Source organism: Sphingobium sp. TCM1, from assembly GCF_001650725.1.
Classification (GTDB): domain Bacteria; phylum Pseudomonadota; class Alphaproteobacteria; order Sphingomonadales; family Sphingomonadaceae; genus Sphingobium.
Genome location: NZ_LXVX01000011.1, coordinates 253,839 through 272,441, shown reverse-complemented (window position 1 = coordinate 272,441; position 18,603 = coordinate 253,839). Strand labels below are relative to the sequence as shown.

Below are 18,603 nucleotides of genomic sequence, written 5' to 3'. Positions count from 1 at the left end.
GTTCGTCATGGCCAGTCGTTCCATGAGCACATGGACTCAAGAGGCCAAGCCTCTTGAACGGTTTTCGTCAAATAATGAGACCGAGCGGCTCTCGGCGACTGCGCCAATTTACTCCGGTCTGACAGACTTTATCCGCTTGCTGCGCAGGCGTCGGCGTATCATCGTGTCAACAATAGCCGTGATTATGGCGATAACCATAATTGCACTGATGCGGATCACGCCGATCTATGAAGCCACGACTACGGTATTGGTCAAGCCGTTGTTGGAGCAGGCCAGTGTAGACCAACAAGGCGACACCCCAATCACCGCACCGCCCAATGAGGCTGCCCGCATTGCGACAAGGGTCCGTCTGCTCCAGTCCCGGTCGCTGGCGCGACAGGTCGTCAAGTCTGCGGGCCTGCAGGATATCGAAGAATTTGCGCCTAACTCGGAAAAGCCGGGCCTGATTGACAGCATCTCCAACTGGTTTGGGCCAGCGCGTTCGAGCCAAAATGAGCCTAAAGTATCCTTGAATGACAAGGACGCGATAGAGGAAGCGCAGCAGAAGTTAATTGAAAATGTAACGGGAAAATTCCTCAGCAACTTGTCCGTGGATCGTGTCGGCGATTCCAATCTTGTCGACATATCCGTCAAGTCTGAGGATCCAATGCTCGCACGGATGCTCGCCAATCGTGTGGCACAGACATACATCAAGGGGGTGACCGAAGGTCAAGACGATGCTGATGAAGCATCACACAAATGGCTGACCGAGCGTGTGACAGCCCTCGATCGCCAACTGCGCGAAACGGAAACCGCCATCGCACAATATCGCGCTAGCCATGGTCTCATCGCTGAAGACCCCGCGGGGATGCAACAGTCGCAACTCAGCCAAGCCAGTATAGCGCTGGCACAAGCGCGCGCCGATCGCGCTGCTATCGACAATCAACAAAATGGCCGGGGTAGCGCTGTCAGCGCCTCCTCCGCGCTGTTGGAGAGCTTGCGTGGCCAGGAAGCTACCGTAGCTCGGCGCCTTCTGGAACTGGAAGTCAACTACGGCAGCGCTCATCCCGAGGTTGTGGCGAGCGTATCTCAATTGAGCGAAATCCGTCGTCGCATATCAGTGGAAACCGCCCGTGTCCAAACAGCTGAGCGGCAGGAGGCCGCAGCCCTGACTGCTGCAGCGATGGCTCGTGAATCTGCTTTGAGCCGTGAAGTCGGCTTGGTCAGCGGGAGCACGATTCAGGCTCGCCTATCGAACGTCAATCTGCAAAGCTTGGAACGCGAAGCCGCTGCGACCAGGACGCTATATCAGTCCCTCCTGGAGCGTTTGAAGCGGGAAAGCGAACGTCAATCAAAAGACGCCGATATCTCGATCGTTTCTCGCGCATGGCTACCGGACAGCGCAAGCTTCCCGCAGACCAAGCAGATCCTTGCTGTTGCGTTGATTTCGGCCCTCGCCTTTGCCGTCATCCTCGCTCTGGCAGCGGAGGCCGTTGACGATCGCATCCGCAACGCTGACCAGGTTCAGAGACTTCTGAACCTCCCGACTTTGGCGATGGTGCCACTGCTTTCGCAGGAGATGCGCAAGCTTCCGCCCGCTGAGATGATCACGCATCAGCCTAGAAGCCTGTTCTCGGAAGCGATGCGGAATCTGGTGATCGAACTGGAGACGAGGCGAACCCAGCCCGGGTCGCAAGTGGTGGTGATTACTTCACCCGTGCCCGACGACGGGAAGTCGACAATTTCTGCAGCACTAGCCGCCGCCGCCGCTTCTCTCGGACGACGCGCCATTGTCGTCGACCTGGACATGCGCCGACCTGGAAACCAAGCGGATGACGACGCCAGCGCTGGAGCGGATCTGATCGCGTTCTTGGGCGATCATGCGAACCTGGACGAACTGCTGGTCGATGGGGAGCATGGCTTTTCAACGATAAGTATCCGCCAGAAAGTTGTGGATCCGCGCGGGCTGCTTGAATCGCCCCGTTTGCGCGCTCTGATAGAAGAGTTGAGGAATCGCTTCGATCTGGTCGCGCTCAATGCGCCTCCAATAATTCCAGTTCGCGATGCAAAGACTCTTACCTCGATTGCCGACAGCGCCATTCTTGTCATCCGTTGGGGGGTGACGGATCCGAGCGCAGCCGCCACTGCGGTCGATATCTTCGGCAACGAGCTAATGGGTGTAGTCATCAATGGCGTCGACTATACTGAGCACGCAAGGCGTGCCTATGGCGATGCGATCGATCATGCTTCGCGCTATGGCGGCGGATATTATATTCAACCGGAGAAGATAGCGAAGCCTTGGTTACGCCTGGGCCGGCAGCACAGCTAAGGGCTACCATAGTCCGAACCGACATGGGTGACGAGAAAGGAATGGAACTTTGGCAAAGCTGATGTTGATGGGACTGGTATTAGCCAGCGTCCTCTTGGCGGCGGCCGCTCAGTTGATCCTCAAGATAGGAATGTCGGGCGAAATCGTACAGCGCGCCCTCACCCAAAACGACCTGCCGCCTTTTCGCGCAGCGATTGTCGTCGCAACTTCACCGTTGGTGATATGCGGGCTCACCTGTTTCGTATTGAGTGCCGTCATTTGGTTGCTCGTTCTAGCCCATGTTGAACTCTCGATTGCGTATCCCTTTGTAGGTTTGGGCCTGGTCATCACCGTGACCTCCAGTCATTTTGTTCTGGGCGAAGCGATGACCGCGAGCAAACTCGTTGGTGTTGGCGCTATCGTTTTCGGAGTGATGCTGATCGGACTGTCCGCGCCATCGAAGACACGATCGCAACATACGACCGGCGGAGTGGAAACAGCCCGCAGCCTGTGACATTCGGGATGACCTGCTCGCCGAAACTTCCCTCATTCCGATGTATGGTCTGCCAATGAACAGACGTAATGCGAAAGAGGCATTCGGTATAAAGGTCGCGGCATGTCAAAGGCATCGAGCATCCGCGCCATTGGATTGATCCGATGGAGCTGGCCTTTGAGAGGCGAAGCCGCCGCCATCGAATCCGAGGCGCCAGCCCCGCTTGCAGCGTCGAGGGCCGATGCTTCGCCATTTGAACGGAATCGGCCCGCGCACAAGCCCTTGCCCGAGCATTTTGCTGCGCGAGCGCGTTGTCGCCGCCGCAGCCGAGACTGGCCCCTGTTGCAACTCGGACCGGCTGTGCAACCTGGGCAAGGATAACACCGAGACGCTCGCTCTCATGTCGCGCCAGAGGAATGTGGTCCCGTGCGGGAGGACTGCTCCTGCCAGATCACCCGGTCGCAGACGCCATGTCATGTCATGTCATGTCATGTTATGTCACGCCCCCCGGAGGCGCTTCGGCCCCAGCTTCCTGGTGATGCTGCTATGCGAGACGTTCGGCGCGCATCAACCCCTTAATCACCAGCGTGTTCTGCATGTCCGGGAAGGCGTGGATCTGAGCCTTTCTACGCTGGCCGATCCATTGGGAGACTGCGCCGCTACACTGTGATACCTGCTGATCAATGCGCCTGCGGAAAAGCCTTATCTCGATGTCCTTCCAGCAGGCAGCATGCCACATTTACGCAAACAGCGGTTGAAACAGCGCATCCGAGAAGGAGGCAAACTGATTGGCATCGCTCTTGCCACCACGCGATAGAATCAGCGCGCGTATATTTGCTCGCGCTGCGACGGCTCCGTCACGATCGACGCGATCCCCAATCAGCACCACCCGATCGGGAGCTACGCCGGCCATTTGCAGCAGCTTGTGGAGACCGGTCGGATCGGGCTTAAGGCGTCCCACATCGGGGTCAGTGGCTGCAACCACGAAATCGGCGGCAAGGCCCAACGCGGCCAGTTTATCCGCTGCCGGGTAGTCGGACAGGATTGCAATCCGCTTGCCCGCGCTTGCAAGCGCCGTAAAAAGTTGCTCGACTCCAGGTCGCCGGCAGGAATTGAGCATCTTCAGCGGCCGCTCTTCCATCCATTCGGTTACAAGCGCGCGCACCGTTTCTGCGGTACAGCCGCGTCGAACCGCTGGAATTGCATATTGCGCGATCAGGAAATTTTCCGACGAACTTTCGGCCAATGCTTCGCGACAATGACGGAAGGCTCGCAATGTAAGCAATGTGTCGAAACTCCGCCGGGCAATGGCATCCCGCAATAATGCCACCAGCATCCGTAGTCGAAGACGCTTCTGGTCATAAAGTGTCCCATCCATGTCGAAGACCACAAGTTCAACCGCACTCCAGTCGAGCGGGACCGAAAGCTGTGTCGCCACAATCTCGCCCGATCAGTCTACGTGGATGAGCGAGGGCTGCGACAGCGAGTTCAACCAGGGAAGGTCGACAACGGTTGCAAAAGCTACCGACAGAACAGCCAAACCAACCGTGGCCAGCAATCGACGCGAACGAAACAGGCGCTCGGGTCGCTGCGCGACCGACCCTTGTCGCAAAGCTAGCCACATATAGATCGCGAACAGTCCGGCGATGAACGGAAAGGCAACAATATATTCGATACGATATTTGATCAGGAACACCGCGATGAAGAACCCGGAAAGCATCGCATAGAGGAAACAGGATACGGTAAGGCTCTCGTCCGAATAGTTTCGAAACGACTTCCGGTAGCGGTGTAGCGTTTCAACACCCTGCCCGGCAACGACATCACGATATTCGCTCAGGCGCTTGGCGCCCATCAGGAATGCGCCCCCCGCCCAATAAGCGATGAACAGGCTAGCCGGAGGCAAAGTATGGGGATCTACCATGGCCCAGCCAAGAATTAGACGAATTGGGTTGTTCACCGATTCGCTGATGACATCCAGATAGGCCTTGTCCTTTGTCCGGATCGGCTCGATATTATAGGTGATACCGGAGATACCGAACGCGACCGATGCAGTGAAGAACAATATCCCGAGTTGATAACCCAGCAGCAGCCCGAAGAGCAAAAGCGCGAGATATTCGGAATAAACCAAGATCGGCGAGAGCGAACGATGGACGGCGGTGCGTTGCGACTTTACCGGATGGTAGGCATCGGACGACCGATCCAGCCATTCGTTGATCACATAATTTGCCGATGCGATCAGGATTGCACTGGCAAATCCCAGTAAGAGCCTCTCGACCGAAAGCTGCGCGAAACCCTGATGCAGGGCGTAAGCAAGCACGATCCCAGGCACAATAAAGACATGCTTCGTCATGTGATCGAAGCGCGCGATTGCCAGATAGTCCTGCACCGAAGCCTGGGACGCCAAGGCTGCTGGATTGACGTCGGACTGGTTGATCATGTGTCTCTGTCCCTTCCGGCCATTTCAGATTCGTGGTTCCATTCGCGACGATCCGTCAGGACGCGAGCGCGGCTCGCTGTCCGGCGATCTTGCGCAATACAATGAAGAAGTGCCACAGCCATCCGCCGCTCGCCAGTGGGGCGGCGGGTTCAAATGGGCAGCGCCGCAACCCTTACGGGTAGTCATCAATAGACAGCCATGCAGAGCAGGTGCCGGAGCGATCGATTGGGAGAGGCAGCTCCCAGAAAACTGTAATAACGCTGCAAAAAAGAGCGCGTTGCCGTTCCTGGCGGAGTCCGTGTCTCATAATTTTCGGCTTGCTTCCTGCCCTTGTGATGCGGCGAGGGAAGAGCTGGATTGCGGCGATGAATAATCATGTCGTTGGCCATGCGACGGTTTGTACGAAATCATTGACAAGGCATCGGTTTTGGCTGGGCGACGCAGATTTGATGATGCGACCCGTCATGATGCGCCGATCAGCGACAAATCCACATGGCCATTGCTTCGCACGCGCTGGTCATCGCTGCATTGCGCGAGGTCAAATTGCAGCTTGCGCGGGATCAATGCCATCCATCGGACGGACGCGCAAAGCGGGGTCGCCAACGAAAGGGAAGGAGACTCCATCATGTATATCAAAGGCCTGTTACTGAGCGCCACCGCGATAACGGCCGCGCTGGCCTCGCCCGCCCAGGCCAGGCAGGGCGATGTGCTTGTTCGCCTGCGCGGCATCCTCGTCGCGCCCAACGAGAAGAGCGGCAGCGTGCTGCCCGCCTTCCCCGGCGAGAAGGTCAGCATCGACAATTCCGTGATGCCGGAAATCGACTTCACCTATATGGCCACCGACCATATTGGTTTCGAACTGATCGCCGCAACCACCAAACATTCGGCGAGCGGCCGGACCGGCACGACGGGATCGCTGGGCAAGCTGGCATCGACGTGGGTGCTGCCGCCGACGCTGACGGCACAATATCATTTCATGCCGGAGGGGAAGATTCGCCCCTATGTCGGCGCAGGCGTCAACTATACCGTCTTCTACAATGAAAAGCCGTCGAGCGCGCTGGAGGGCGCAGTAGGCGACACCAGGGTGCACATGTCCGACAGCTTCGGCTGGGCGGCTCAGGCAGGCGTCGACATCGACCTCAACGACAGTATGTTCCTGAACCTGGACGTCAAATATATCGACATCGACACCACCGCCCGTCTGTCCACCACGGCGGCCGGCGTACAGAAGGTGCGCGTCGATCTGGACCCGCTTGTCTTCGGCGTCGGTATCGGCTTCCGCCTGTGAGCCAGGAGGCGGGGGCATCTCGACAGATGCCCCCGCCTTCCGGTTCTCGGAAACGAAGAAAGGGAGTTCAGGCCGCTGCGAGCGCCTTGACCACGAAGGGCAAACGCTCGCCATCGGGTTCTGTCAGGGTCAGATAACTGCCGGACTGGATGGCGTGTGCATCCAGGCGAAAAAGATTTTCGTCGTCCTCGCTCCCCGGCGCATAAGACAGCGCCCAGCCATCGGCGGTCCGCAGCAGATAGCCATGACGATCCGGCTCATTGGGCCAGAACCGGCGCACCGTCGCATATTCGGGATGGTGACGAAATTCGCCCTCGTCGATCAGGCCATCCACACCGAGCGGCAGCCGCATCACATAGCTGCGCGCCGCAGAACCATTGGGAAAGCCCGGTGTGCGTGCAAGTTCAAGGCGTATCGTGGTCCACGTCATGGTTCGTTACATCGGACGCGCGGGCCGCGAACGCTATAAGGACTATCCCGGATGGTCCCTTGACGGTGGCACGCCTAACCGGATCCGAATGATCCCGACGAACATCCCTTCCACCCCCCACGCCTGCCCCCTCGGGGGGACGCTCTTGCTGGCGCCGGGAAAGAACGGCATGGTCGGCCCATGGCGGTAGCGGATGACGACACAGAGGCGCTGACCGACGCGCATAGCCTGGAACAGGCGCTGCTGGGATCGATTCTGGCGACGGTGCCCGACGCCCTGATCGTCATCGACATGCGCGGGCGGATCGTGTCGTTCAGCGCGGCGGCGCAGCGCATGTTCCAATATGCCGAAAGCGATGTGCTGGGCGAAAATATCTCCATGCTGATGCCCTCCCCCGACCGGGAGCGGCACGACGGCTATATCAGCCATTATCTGGGCACCGGCGAAAAGAAGATCATCGGCATCGGTCGGCTGACGGCCGCGCGGCGGCGGGACGGATCGACCTTTCCGATCGAATTGTCGGTGGGCGAAGTGCAGGACCAGGGACAAAGGCTGTTCACGGGTTTCATCCGCGACCTGACCGAGCGGCAGCAGGCCGAAAGGCGGGTCGCGGACCTTCAGGCCGAACTGGCCCATGCCAGCCGGGTGACGGCGATGGGAACGCTGGCGTCGGCGCTGGCGCATGAACTGAACCAGCCGCTGACCGCCATCGCCAACTATATGGAGGCGGGTCGCGACCTGCTGGCCGCGCCAGGCGAGGTCGATCGCGAGATGCTGGGCGAGGCGATGACGGAGAGCGCCGGCCAGGCGCTGCGCGCGGGCGAGATCATCCGGTCGCTGCGCGAGTTCATCAGGCGCGGCGAAACCGTCCGCCAGCCCGAACCCCTCCGCACATTGCTGGCGGAGGGGGCCGCGCTCGCCTTCATCGGCGCGGACAGTCGCGGCATCGACATGGACGTCAGCGTCGACAGGCGCATCGATAAGGTGCTGGTCAACCGGGTGCAATTGCAGCAGGTCATCATCAACCTGGTGCGCAACGCGGTCGAGGCGATGCAGCACAGCCCGGTCCGCATCCTGCGCCTGACCGCCGTCCCGGCCGAGGATGACCGGGTGGAGGTGATCGTGGCGGACTCCGGCCCCGGCCTTGATCCCGACATGTCGCACACGCTCTTTACCCCGTTCACGACCAGCAAGGCGACCGGGATGGGCGTTGGCCTGTCGATCAGCCAGACCATCGTCGAAGGCCATGGCGGCCGCATCTGGGCGACGCCCTCCCAATGGGGTGGTGCTGCCTTTCATTTCACCCTGGACCGCGCGGACGAAGAATGAGCGAAGCCTATCCCATCTATGTCGTCGACGATGACGAGGCGATCCGCCGGTCGCTGTCCTTCCTGCTGCGGACCAGCGGCTTTTCCGTGACCCTGTTCGAGGGCGGCCTGCCCTTCCTGAAGGCGGCGGGCGGACTGGAACCGGGCTGCGTGCTGCTGGACGTGCGGATGCCCGACATGGATGGACTGGATGTCCAGCGTGAACTGCGTGCACGCGGCGTGATGCTGCCCGTGGTCATCATGACCGGCCATGGCGACGTCGACATGGCAGTGGCGGCGATGAAGGCCGGCGCCAGCGACTTCATCGAAAAGCCTTTCGAGAAGGCTGCCTTGCTCGCCTGCATCGAGGCTGCGCGCAAGCAATCGGTCGCGGCACGCGGCGCGAGTGCCCAGGCGCAGGAGGCGCAGGCGCGGCTCAACATCCTGACCGACCGGGAACGCGACGTGCTGAACGGGCTGGTGGAGGGTCTACCGAACAAGACCATCGCCTATGATCTGGGCATCAGCCCCCGCACCGTCGAAATCCATCGCGCCAACCTGATGCAGAAGCTGGAGGTGAAGAGCCTCGCTGAAGCCCTGCGCATCGCCTTCCACGCCGGGGTGGCGCAGGACAATCCCGGCTGACCCGGGTAATATTTGCCCTATAGCATCGCGCCCGTGCCTGCCGGTTTGACGGCGGGGCGCCGCCTCGCCAGACAGGATGGACATCCTTCCCAAAGGCACCGGCACCATGCAACGCATTACCATCTCGATCGACGATCATCTGGCGGAGGCGCTGGACCGCATGATCGGCGAGCGTGCCTATCAGAGCCGGTCGGAGGCGATGCGCGACATGCTGCGCGACGCGATCGAGCGCTGGCGGCAGGAAAACAGCCAGAGCGCGCACTGCGTCGCCAACCTTTCCTATGTGTTCGACCGTCGGGTGCGGTCGCTGCCACAGCGGCTGGCCGATCTGCAACATGCCCATCATGATCTGGTCGCCGCAACCATGCTGGTGCGGCTGGACCATGATCATAGCCTGGAAAGCGTGATGCTGAAGGGACCGACGGACGCGGTCCGGGACTTCGCCGATCGCATCCGGGCCGAACGCGGGGTGCGGTTCGGCACCATCAACCTGCTGGACGTGGAAACGGACGATCATCATGACCAGCCCGGATCGCACGACCATCATGGCCATGCCCATCTATCCCCGCGCGGCAAATGACCGGACCGGGCGCGACCGGCAGAGCAACGCCGCGCCCGCAAATACGGCCAGACACAGGCCGATGACCGCGCCACTGGTCGTCAGGCCATGATTTTCGCGCCAGGCATCCAGTCGCGGCAGCAGCAATGCGGCGACGGCGAGCAGGCCGAGGGCAAGATTGATGAAGCCGATCACGGCCGTCATCGCCCGAGCCATGATGGCGGCCCGATGACTGGCCGACCGGAGCAGATGAACCGTCAGCGCGCCATTGGCGGTGCCCACCAGTATCATGCCGATCCCGAAGGCGAGACAGGCAAGCAGCGCAAAGGGCCATCCGCCCAGCAGCTTGCCTGAGAGACCAAGGCCCAGCGCAACGGCGATGGTGTCGAACGAGATGGCGAACAGCGCGCCGGTCAGCAGGATCAAACCATGACGATCGGCGGGACGGACCCAGCGGCTCTTCCAGCCTGTAACGGCGGTCGCCCCATGATATGGTGGCCGCCAGGCCGCGTGGAGGTTGACGAGGCCCAGCAGCATCAGCGCCGAAGCGGAGATGGTGATGCCGGAGGTTGCAAGCCAGGCAGGCGGCGCATCACCGGAATCGAGGAACAGGCTGGCGAGACAGGCCGCGGCGGCGACCACCAGCACATGGCCGACCGAGAAGGACAGGCCCGCAAGGCGCGCGGACCAGGGCCGAGTCAGTGCGTCCCGGCGCGCCACCGCGTCAATGACCGACAGATGATCCGCGTCCAGCGCATGGCGCGCACCGAGCGCAAGGGCCGTCAGGGCGAGCGCGGGCAGGGTCAGGATCGCCGTTTCCGTCATATCCGACCGCCATTCCCGTACACTTGCCACCTCGTATGAATAATGATCCAAATATTCATACGCTGGGCGATGTGCCGGAGGATGGGGCATATGACGTATATCGCCGCCCAACCCCGCATATGACCGCATGTCGGCAGACCCGGTTTCATCTTGCATTCAGTCGTCGGGACGCAGGATATTGTCCAACGATAACGCTTTGCGAGTGGCTCGAGTGTCCGGCGCGCTTTGGAAATGGTTGGCGATTCTGCTGCTGGCGGCCGGATCAGCCGGCGTGGCCAGCGCGGAAGTCTATCATGTCAACTCGGTCACGGGCGATGACCGGGCGGACGGATTGTCCGAAGCCCGGCCCTGGCGCTCACTCGCGCGCGTGCGCGACTTTCCCCTCAAGCCCGGCGATCAGCTGCTGCTCGCGGCGGGATCGGCGTGGAAGGAACCGCTCACCATCACGCGATCCGGCCGCGCAGGCGCGCCGATCCGCATCGGCGCAACGGGACCGGGGCCGATGCCGCGTATCGATGTCGGTGGCGTCTCGCCATATGGCGTCGCCATCCTCAACGCCGAATATGTGACGATCAGCGGGATCGAGATCACCAACGACGCGCCGGCTCCGGCGCCCCGGTTCGGCGTGCTGATTTCAGCCGAGGATCGTGGCGTCACACGTGGCATCCGTGTCAATGGCATGTATATCCACGACGTGCGCGGCACCAATGCGCGCAAGGACAATGGCGGCATCGTCTTTCGCGCCCTTGGGCCGCGCATCGCGACCCGCTTCCATGACCTGGCGATCGAACGCAATATCATCTGGCGGGTGGACCGCTCGGGCATCGCGGGGATCAGCGACCAGGTGACGGCGCACAACTGGTTTCCGAGCGAAAAGGTCGTCATCCGCGACAATTATGTCGAGGATATCGGCGGCGACGGCATCGTCCCGCGCGGCACGGACGGGGCGCTGATCGAACATAATATCGTGCGCCATGCCGGCAGCCGCGCGCCGGGCTATGTGGCGGGCATCTGGCAGTGGAGTACCGACAACAGCCTGATCCAGCTCAATGAGGCGGCCCGTACGCAAACCCGTTATGACGGGCAGGGCTTCGATTCCGATTTCAATTCGCGTTGGACGACGATCCTCTACAATTACAGCCACGATAATGCCGGCGGCTTCCTGCTCATCTGTTCGCCCCGGCTCAACGACAAGGATAATCTGGGCAATCGCGGCACTGTCGCCCGCTTCAATGTCAGCCGCAACGACGGCAGCCGCATCGTCCAGCTGGCCGGCAATGTGACCGGGGCGCTGGTCGAGAAGAACGTCGTCCATGTCGGCCCGGACATGGACGTGCAGATGGTGGTGGCGACACAGTGGGACGGATGGGCGCGCGACGTGCGCTTCCATGACAATCGCTTCCAGGTCGCGGGCACGGCCCGTTATGGCAGCGAAGCCGGGCGCGATGGCCCCCATTATCTCATCAAGGCCGGTTTCGCGCCGGCGACGTTCATCCGCTTCAAGGGCAACAGCTATCTCGGCCGCCATGTCGACCTGCCCGACGACGGCGCGGATCGACCGATGCCGGCCTATGCCGAGCAGGCGACGGACTGGCAGGTGCCGACGTTCGATCCGGCCAGCCCGGAGGGCTTTGCCGACTTCATCGTCCGCCACCGCAGCTGGATGCTGGCGATGCTGGAGCGCGAACTGGGCGAACCGGTCAAGCTCCGCCAGCCGCAGCGCAGCGCCTTCTTCCAGGCGCGCCGCTGATCGGCGGGACGGCCTCGCGCATCGCCGGTGATCGCGACGCACTTTGCCAGTATCAAACTGTTCCGGGCGGTAATGGCGTCTCCCGGCCTTGACCTGCGGAGCAGTTTTGCAGATGGCCGATGGCAATGTGCATCGGCAATGGCCAGCAAGCCAGCACCGGCGCGTTTCATTCCGCTGGAAGAACGAGATTGCGCCCCGGCCTCCTGACATCGACCCGCCTGGCATTCGTGGTTCCCGGCTATGCCATATCCTCCTGGGCGCCCCTAATCCCCCATGTCCAGGAACGGATCGGCCTGGATGCCGGACGGCTGGGGCTGGCGCTGCTCGCCCTCGGCGCCGGATCGATGGCGACCATGCCGTTCGCGGGCTGGCTGGTGGGCAAGACCGGCTGCCGACGGTTGTTCGCCACCGCCGGCTGTGCAATCGCAGCCATTCTCCCGATGCTGGCGATCGTGCGGACCGCCCTCATGCTGTCCGTGACCTTGTTTGCCCTGGGCGTGGCGCTGGGCCTCATCAGCTGCGCTCGCAACCTCCACGCCATCTATACCGAGCGTGCGCTGGACCGCCGACTGATGTCGGGTTTCCATGGCTTCTACAGTGTCGGCTGCATCTTCGGCGCCGGGACGATGAGCCTGCTCATGGGAACTGGCGTCGCCCCCCATCTGTCGATCGTTGTGGTCGCCTCCCTCATCCTGCTGGGCGTCCTGATCTCCACGCCGCGCATCACCGACCAGCGAAGCGGCAAGGGTCCGGCCTATGCCCGACCGAGGGGCGTTGTCCTGGTCATCGGCCTGCTCTGTTTCATCACCTTCATGGCGGAGGGTTCGGTGCTCGACTGGAGCGCCCTCCTGCTGTCCGACCATTTCGGGCTGGACGCGGCGCGGGCGGGCCTTGGCTATGTCGCCTTTGCGATCACGATGACTGGCGGACGCTTGATGGGCGATCGCCTCGTCCGCCGCTTCGGCGACCGCCATATGCTCCTGTCCGGCCCGTTGATCGCGGCGGCGGGCTTCATCCTCGCCACCGTGCCGCTGCACTGGACCCTTGCGGTGGGCGGCTTCGCGCTGGTAGGCGCCGGTCTGGCGAACGTGGTTCCGTTGCTCTACAGCGCCGTCGGGCGGCAGACGATCATGCCGCAGAATCTCGCGCTGACCGCCGCTGGATCGATAGGTTTCGCCGGGGTGCTGACAGGGCCGGCCGCGATCGGCTTCCTGGCGGAGTGGGCCAGCCTTGCGACCTCTTTCCTGCTGCTCGCATTCCTGACCGCCATCGTCGCGCGCTTTGCGCCGCAGACGGCCCGCGGGCATTGACCTGCGTCATGTCCGGCGCTGTATGCCTGACGGATCAGCGCAGGATGCCGGGCAAGTCCAGCCCCTTTTCGCGCGCACAATCCAGGGCGATGGGATAGCCGGCATCGGCATGACGCATCACGCCGGTGGCGGGGTCGTTCCACAGTACCCGTTCCAGCCGCCTTGCCGCCGCGTCCGTCCCATCGGCCACGATGACCATGCCGGAATGTTGCGAGTAACCCATGCCGACGCCCCCGCCATGGTGGAGAGACACCCAGGTGGCGCCGCTGGCCGTGTTGAGGAGCGCATTGAGCAGGGGCCAGTCGGACACGGCGTCGGAACCGTCGCGCATCGCCTCTGTCTCGCGGTTGGGGCTGGCGACCGAACCGCTATCCAGATGGTCGCGGCCGATCACCACCGGCGCGCTGAGTTCCCCCCGCGCCACCATGCCGTTAAAGGCGAGACCAAGGCGATGGCGGTCGCCCAGCCCGACCCAGCAGATGCGCGCGGGCAGGCCCTGGAAACGGATCTTCTCCCGCGCCATGTCGAGCCAGCGGTGGAGATGGGCATTGTCGGGCAACAGTTCCTTTACCTTGGCGTCGGTGCGATAGATATCCTCGGGGTCGCCCGACAGCGCCGCCCACCGGAAGGGACCGACGCCCCGGCAGAAGAGCGGGCGGATATAGGCCGGAACGAAGCCGGGAAAATCGAAGGCATTTGAGACGCCTTCATCCTTCGCAACCTGCCGGATGTTGTTGCCATAATCCACCGTCGGCACGCCGGCCGCCTGGAAATCGAGCATGGCGCGGACATGCACGGCCATGGACGCCTTGGCCGCCTTCGCGACCGCTTCAGGCTCGCGCTCGCGCCGTTCGACCCACTCGGCCACCGTCCAGCCGGCAGGCAGATAGCCGTTCACCGGATCATGTGCCGATGTCTGGTCGGTCAACAGGTCTGGGCGAATACCCCGGCGATACAGTTCCGGCAGGATTTCGGCCGCGTTGCCCAACAGGCCGACCGAGATGGGCGTCCTTGCCGCGCGGCTTTCCTCGATGATCGCCATCGCTTCCTCGATGGTGTCGGCCGCGCGATCCAGATAGCCGGTGCGCAACCGCATCTCGATGCGGCTGCGCTGGCATTCGATCGCAAGGCAAGAGGCGCCCGCCATCACCGCCGCGAGCGGCTGCGCGCCGCCCATGCCGCCCAGCCCCGCCGTCAGCAGCCAGCGCCCCGACAGGTCGCCGCCATGATGCTGCCGCCCCATTTCGACAAAGGTTTCGTAGGTGCCCTGAACGATGCCCTGCGTGCCGATATAGATCCAGCTGCCAGCCGTCATCTGGCCGTACATGGCGAGGCCACGCCGATCCAGTTCGTTGAAATGATCCCAGTTCGCCCATTTGGGCACCAGATTGCTGTTGGCGATCAGGACGCGGGGCGCATCTTCGTGGGTGCGGAAGATGCCGACCGGCTTGCCCGACTGGACCAGAAGGGTCTGGTCATCCTCCAGCCGACGCAGCGCATCGACAATGCGGTCATAGCTTTCCCAGTCGCGCGCGGCGCGGCCGATGCCGCCATAGACCACCAGCTCCTCCGGCCGTTCGGCGACGTCGGGATGAAGATTGTTCATCAGCATCCGCAGCGGCGCTTCGGTGAGCCAGCTTTTCGCCGAAAGCTCTGTGCCGGTTGCAGGCTTGATGAGGCGGCTATTGTCGAGGCGGGTCATGTCAGTCTCCAGCTCAGGCGCGGCCAAAGGCGAGGCACGCCGCCATGATGGTCTTGAGATCGCGGATCAGCGGCGTTTGGGGTTCATAGGGCGGCGGCCAGTTGTCGGCCGAGGGATATTCCGGTTCGGTCAGATAGGCGCGCATGGCCACCTCCATCTGGATGGCGTGGATGCCCTCTGCCGGACGGCCATAATGGCGGGTCGTCCACCCGCCGCGGAAACGGCCGTTGAGGACATGGCTGCGTCCCGTCGACTGCACCGCGGCCACCACCGCCGCCTTCAGTGCGGGAGCGCAGGTCGCGCCGCCATCGGTGCCGATGTTGAAGACGGGCAGTTCGCCATCGAACAGCCGCGGGACATGACTTACGATCGAATGGGCGTCGTACAGCACCACCTTGCCATGGATCGCGCGCAGTCGATCCAGTTCGCCGGCCAGCGCCGCATGATAGGGATCGAACCAGCATTCACGGCGCCGGGCGATCTCCCCGGCATCAGGTACTACATCGCGATACAGTGCTTCCCCGGCGAAGGTCGTGGTCGGGCAAAGCTCGGTCGTCGCCTGCCCCGGATAGAGCGAGCGGCCAGACGGATCGCGATTGACGTCGATCACGCTGCGCGACATTCGGGTCCGCACCAGCGTCGCGCCCATGTCGGCCGCGAAGCCATAGAGGCGATCGACCCACCAGTCGGCATCCTTGCGCGCCAGCCAGGGGGATAGGAAGCCGTCCTCCAGTTCGGCCGGGATGTCGGTGCCGGCATGGGGCAGGCCGATCACCAGCGGCGCGGCGCCGCGATGTATGTCGAGCCAGTCGGTCATGAGAGGCCCGGTAGCGCCATGGCGGTCGCATCGACCAGTGCGCCCGACCGGACGAGGGCATTCGCCGCCTCCATGTCCGGATGGAAATGGCGGTCATCCGCCAGCATCGGCACCCGCGCGCGCAGGCAGGCCCGCGCCCGCTCCAGCGCGGCGCTCGATGTCAGCGGGGCGTGGAAATCGCATCCCTGCGCGGCGGCCAGCAATTCGATCCCGACCACCGCGCTTGCATTGCGCGCCATGTCGAGCAACCGCCGCGCACCATGGGCCGCCATCGATACATGATCCTCCTGATTGGCGGAGGTCGGCAGTGAATCGACGCTTGCGGGTGTCGCGCGCTGCTTATTCTCGGACACCAGAGCGGCCGCCGTTACCTGCGGGATCATGAAGCCTGAATTGAGGCCCGGCCTGGGGGTCAGGAAAGCGGGCAGGCCCGATAGCGCGGGATCGACCAGCATGGCGATGCGCCGCTCGGTGATCGACCCGATCTCACAGATGGCGAGCGCCATCATGTCGGCCGCGAAGGCAACCGGCTCCGCGTGGAAATTGCCGCCCGACAGCGCCTCGTCCGTATCGGGGAAGATGAGCGGATTGTCGGAAACGCCGTTCCCCTCGATCTCCAGCGTGGTCGCCGCCTGACGCATCAGGTCGAGCACCGCGCCCATCACCTGCGGCTGGCATCGCAGACAATAGGGGTCTTGCACGCGGGCGTCATTTTCCAGATGGCTCGCCCGGATCGCCGATCCCGCCATCAGCCGGCGCAGCGCGTCGGCCGTTTCGATCTGACCCGGCTGACGGCGCAGCGCGTGGATGCGCGCATCGAACGGCGTGTCCGATCCCTTCGCAGCTTCAGTGGCGAGTGCCCCGGTCACGAGCGCCGACTGGAACAATGTCTCCGTCTCGAACAGCCCGGCGAGCGCGTTGGCGGTCGAGAACTGGGTGCCGTTCAGCAAAGCCAGCCCTTCCTTGGGACCAAGCGTCAGCGGCGTGAATCCCCCGCTGCGCAGCGCCGCGTCGGCGGACTGGCGCTCCCCGTCCACCTCGATCTCGCCAACGCCGATCATGGTCGCAGCCATGTGCGCCAATGGCGCGAGATCGCCGCTTGCGCCAACCGATCCCTGCGCCGGAACCACCGGGGTCAACCCGGCCCGCAGCATCCCCTCCAGCAGGGTGATGGTTTCCGGCCTCACGCCCGACGCTCCCTGCGCCAGGCTGGCCAGCTTGAGCGCCATCATCAGCCGGATGACTGGGGCGGGCGACGGATCGCCGGTGCCCGCCGCGTGGCTGAGGACGATGTTGCGCTGGAGGATCGCCAGATCCTCGTCGCCGATCTTGACGCTCGCCAGCTTGCCGAAGCCGGTATTGAGACCATAGACCGGCCTGTGCTGCGCGATGATGCGTTCGACCGCAGCGGCGCTGGCGGCGATCGCCGGCGCACTGGCAGCGTGCAGGCGCGGGGTGGCCCCGCGATAGATGGCGCGCCAGTCGGACAGGGTGGCTTTGCCTGGGGTCAGGATAATCTCGCTCATAGGCCTTTCCAGATGCGGGCATGGAGCGGATTATAGCCCATGCGGTAGACAAGCTCGGCAGGCCGCTCGACCTCCCAGATAGCGAGGTCGCAGCTCTTGCCTGCTTCGATCGTCCCTGCCTCCTGCCCCAGGCCGAGCGCGCTGGCGGCGTTGCGCGTGACGCCCGCCAGACATTCAGCCACCGTCAGGCGGAACAGGGTCGCTCCCATGTTCATCGCCAGCAGCAGCGACGTGAGCGGCGAGGTGCCGGGATTGCAGTCGGTGGCGAGCGCGATCGGCACGCCCGCCGCGCGCAGTTCCTCGACCGGGGGGCGTTGCGTTTCGCGGGTGAAGTAGAAGGCGCCCGGCAGCAGGGTGGCGACCGTGCCGGCCCGCGCCATCGCGGCGATCCCGTCCTCGTCCAGATGCTCCAGATGATCGGCCGAAAGCGCCCCCGCATCGGCCGCGAGTTGGGCGCCGTGCAGGTTGGACAATTGTTCGGCATGAAGCTTGACCGGCAAGCCAAGGCGCCGCGCCGCATCGAACAGGCGCGCGGTCTGGCTGGCCGAAAAACCGATCCCTTCGCAAAAGGCATCGACCGCGTCCACCAGGCCGGCATCGACCGCGGCGGGCAGCATGTCGTCGCACAGCGCCGCGATATAGGCATCGGCATCGCCGGCATATTCGGGCGGCAGCGCGTGGGCCCCAAGGAAGCTGGTCCGGACCCGGATGGCGCGCGCGTCCCCCAAGGCGCGCGCGGCGCGCAGCATCTTGATCTCATCGTCGCGCGTTAGCCCGTAGCCGGACTTGACCTCCACCGTGGTCACGCCCTCTGCGATCAGCGCATCGAGGCGGGGAAGTGCGCCCTCGACCAGATCCGCCTCGCTGGCGGCGCGGGTAGCCTTCATGGTCGAAAGGATGCCACCGCCCGCGCGCGCAATCTCCTCATAGGAGGCGCCAGCCAGACGCAATTCAAACTCATGGGCGCGATCACCGGCATAGACCAGATGGGTGTGGCAGTCGATCAGGCCGGGCGTGATCCAGCGACCGTCGCAGCCGGTCACTTCCGCCGCGTCGAAACGCGGGGCATCGGCGGCAGGCCCGGCATGGAGGATGCGGCCGCCGGCAGCGGCGATGATACCCCCTTCGACGATACCGAGGTCGCTGCCGGCCATCGTCGCCAGCCGCGCATCCTTCCAAAGTCGATCGCACCGCATCCCGAATCTCCCTGTCCCTGGAGCATTGCAC

General features: G+C 63.3%; 16 protein-coding genes. 8 read left to right on the top strand and 8 right to left on the bottom strand.

The features are described 5' to 3' along the window. Nucleotides 1–7: 7 nt before the first annotated feature. The gene (locus A7Q26_RS08725; RefSeq protein WP_066858985.1) at nt 8–2,308 is read left to right on the top strand and encodes a GumC family protein; all 2,301 of its coding nucleotides are present in this window, start codon (nt 8–10) and stop codon (nt 2,306–2,308) included. A 49-nt stretch (nt 2,309–2,357) separates the two neighbouring features. Then, nucleotides 2,358–2,801 carry a hypothetical protein gene (locus tag A7Q26_RS08720; RefSeq protein ID WP_157102502.1) on the top strand — a complete coding sequence of 148 codons (444 nt, stop codon included), beginning with the start codon at nt 2,358–2,360 and terminating at the stop codon, nt 2,799–2,801. Nucleotides 2,802–3,519: 718 nt separating this feature from the next. Here A7Q26_RS08720 and A7Q26_RS08710 read toward each other — a convergent pair. Beyond that, the gene (locus A7Q26_RS08710) at nt 3,520–4,218 is read right to left on the bottom strand and encodes an HAD family hydrolase (RefSeq protein WP_198162879.1); all 699 of its coding nucleotides are present in this window, start codon (nt 4,216–4,218) and stop codon (nt 3,520–3,522) included. Nucleotides 4,219–4,230: 12 nt separating this feature from the next. Next, a complete protein-coding gene (locus A7Q26_RS08705) occupies nt 4,231–5,217 on the bottom strand; it encodes a UbiA family prenyltransferase (RefSeq protein ID WP_066858982.1) in 987 nt (328 codons plus the stop codon). 625 nt (nt 5,218–5,842) lie between these two features. Here A7Q26_RS08705 and A7Q26_RS08700 point away from each other — a divergent pair. Beyond that, nucleotides 5,843–6,505, top strand: coding sequence for an OmpW/AlkL family protein (locus A7Q26_RS08700; RefSeq protein WP_066858981.1), 663 nt, complete (start codon nt 5,843–5,845; stop codon nt 6,503–6,505). A 67-nt stretch (nt 6,506–6,572) separates the two neighbouring features. Here the strand turns inward: A7Q26_RS08700 and A7Q26_RS08695 are convergent, their stop codons facing one another. Then, nucleotides 6,573–6,935 carry a hypothetical protein gene (locus A7Q26_RS08695; protein ID WP_066858980.1) on the bottom strand — a complete coding sequence of 121 codons (363 nt, stop codon included), beginning with the start codon at nt 6,933–6,935 and terminating at the stop codon, nt 6,573–6,575. Nucleotides 6,936–7,115: 180 nt separating this feature from the next. Between A7Q26_RS08695 and A7Q26_RS08690 the strand changes: the two genes are divergently transcribed. The 3 genes from A7Q26_RS08690 to nikR all read left to right on the top strand — a co-directional run bounded on the left by A7Q26_RS08690 (nt 7,116) and on the right by nikR (nt 9,467). Continuing rightward, nucleotides 7,116–8,264: a sensor histidine kinase gene (locus A7Q26_RS08690; protein WP_066858979.1), complete on the top strand. Its 1,149-nt coding sequence runs from the start codon at nt 7,116–7,118 to the stop codon at nt 8,262–8,264. Beyond that, entirely contained in the window at nt 8,261–8,887 is a 627-nt protein-coding gene (gene fixJ, locus A7Q26_RS08685; protein WP_066858978.1) for a response regulator FixJ, read from the top strand. Before A7Q26_RS08690 ends, fixJ begins: the two co-directional genes overlap by 4 nt. Before the next feature lie 106 nt (nt 8,888–8,993). Further along, nucleotides 8,994–9,467, top strand: coding sequence for a nickel-responsive transcriptional regulator NikR (gene nikR, locus A7Q26_RS08680; protein ID WP_066859058.1), 474 nt, complete (start codon nt 8,994–8,996; stop codon nt 9,465–9,467). Here nikR and A7Q26_RS08675 read toward each other — a convergent pair. After that, nucleotides 9,447–10,271, bottom strand: a complete 825-nt coding sequence (locus A7Q26_RS08675; protein ID WP_066858977.1) for a HoxN/HupN/NixA family nickel/cobalt transporter — start codon at nt 10,269–10,271, stop codon at nt 9,447–9,449. The two genes, nikR and A7Q26_RS08675, sit on opposite strands and share 21 nt — an antisense overlap. A gap of 235 nt (nt 10,272–10,506) precedes the next feature. Here A7Q26_RS08675 and A7Q26_RS08670 point away from each other — a divergent pair, with 235 nt between their 5' ends. Then, the gene (locus A7Q26_RS08670; protein ID WP_232313731.1) at nt 10,507–12,021 is read left to right on the top strand and encodes a right-handed parallel beta-helix repeat-containing protein; all 1,515 of its coding nucleotides are present in this window, start codon (nt 10,507–10,509) and stop codon (nt 12,019–12,021) included. Between the two features lie 188 nt (nt 12,022–12,209). Beyond that, on the top strand, nt 12,210–13,331 hold the full coding sequence (locus A7Q26_RS08665; RefSeq protein ID WP_066858975.1) for an MFS transporter: 1,122 nt from the start codon (nt 12,210–12,212) through the stop codon (nt 13,329–13,331). A gap of 34 nt (nt 13,332–13,365) precedes the next feature. Here the strand turns inward: A7Q26_RS08665 and hutU are convergent, their stop codons facing one another. From hutU to hutI, 4 genes are read right to left on the bottom strand one after another with little or no spacing between them, the layout of a single operon-like run. Beyond that, nucleotides 13,366–15,033, bottom strand: coding sequence for a urocanate hydratase (hutU, locus tag A7Q26_RS08660; protein WP_066859057.1), 1,668 nt, complete (start codon nt 15,031–15,033; stop codon nt 13,366–13,368). Between the two features lie 13 nt (nt 15,034–15,046). Beyond that, nucleotides 15,047–15,850 carry an N-formylglutamate deformylase gene (gene hutG / locus A7Q26_RS08655; RefSeq protein WP_066858974.1) on the bottom strand — a complete coding sequence of 268 codons (804 nt, stop codon included), beginning with the start codon at nt 15,848–15,850 and terminating at the stop codon, nt 15,047–15,049. Next, nucleotides 15,847–17,376 carry a histidine ammonia-lyase gene (gene hutH, locus A7Q26_RS08650; RefSeq protein WP_066858973.1) on the bottom strand — a complete coding sequence of 510 codons (1,530 nt, stop codon included), beginning with the start codon at nt 17,374–17,376 and terminating at the stop codon, nt 15,847–15,849. The genes hutG and hutH overlap by 4 nt, the downstream gene beginning before the upstream one ends. Then, nucleotides 17,373–18,572: an imidazolonepropionase gene (gene hutI, locus A7Q26_RS08645; protein ID WP_066858972.1), complete on the bottom strand. Its 1,200-nt coding sequence runs from the start codon at nt 18,570–18,572 to the stop codon at nt 17,373–17,375. The genes hutH and hutI overlap by 4 nt, the downstream gene beginning before the upstream one ends. Nucleotides 18,573–18,603: the final 31 nt, after the last annotated feature.

Bases quoted from the DNA above. Each gene is read 5' to 3' on its own strand.
- A7Q26_RS08725 (WP_066858985.1), top strand. From the start codon at position 8: ATGGCCAGTCGTTCCATGAGCACATGGACTCAAGAGGCCAAGCCTCTT.
- A7Q26_RS08705 (WP_066858982.1), bottom strand. From the start codon at position 5,217: ATGATCAACCAGTCCGACGTCAATCCAGCAGCCTTGGCGTCCCAGGCT.
- A7Q26_RS08700 (WP_066858981.1), top strand. From the start codon at position 5,843: ATGTATATCAAAGGCCTGTTACTGAGCGCCACCGCGATAACGGCCGCG.
- A7Q26_RS08695 (WP_066858980.1), bottom strand. From the start codon at position 6,935: ATGACGTGGACCACGATACGCCTTGAACTTGCACGCACACCGGGCTTT.
- A7Q26_RS08690 (WP_066858979.1), top strand. From the start codon at position 7,116: ATGGCGGTAGCGGATGACGACACAGAGGCGCTGACCGACGCGCATAGC.
- fixJ (WP_066858978.1), top strand. From the start codon at position 8,261: ATGAGCGAAGCCTATCCCATCTATGTCGTCGACGATGACGAGGCGATC.
- nikR (WP_066859058.1), top strand. From the start codon at position 8,994: ATGCAACGCATTACCATCTCGATCGACGATCATCTGGCGGAGGCGCTG.
- A7Q26_RS08675 (WP_066858977.1), bottom strand. From the start codon at position 10,271: ATGACGGAAACGGCGATCCTGACCCTGCCCGCGCTCGCCCTGACGGCC.
- hutU (WP_066859057.1), bottom strand. From the start codon at position 15,033: ATGACCCGCCTCGACAATAGCCGCCTCATCAAGCCTGCAACCGGCACA.
- hutG (WP_066858974.1), bottom strand. From the start codon at position 15,850: ATGACCGACTGGCTCGACATACATCGCGGCGCCGCGCCGCTGGTGATC.
- hutH (WP_066858973.1), bottom strand. From the start codon at position 17,376: ATGAGCGAGATTATCCTGACCCCAGGCAAAGCCACCCTGTCCGACTGG.
- hutI (WP_066858972.1), bottom strand. From the start codon at position 18,572: ATGCGGTGCGATCGACTTTGGAAGGATGCGCGGCTGGCGACGATGGCC.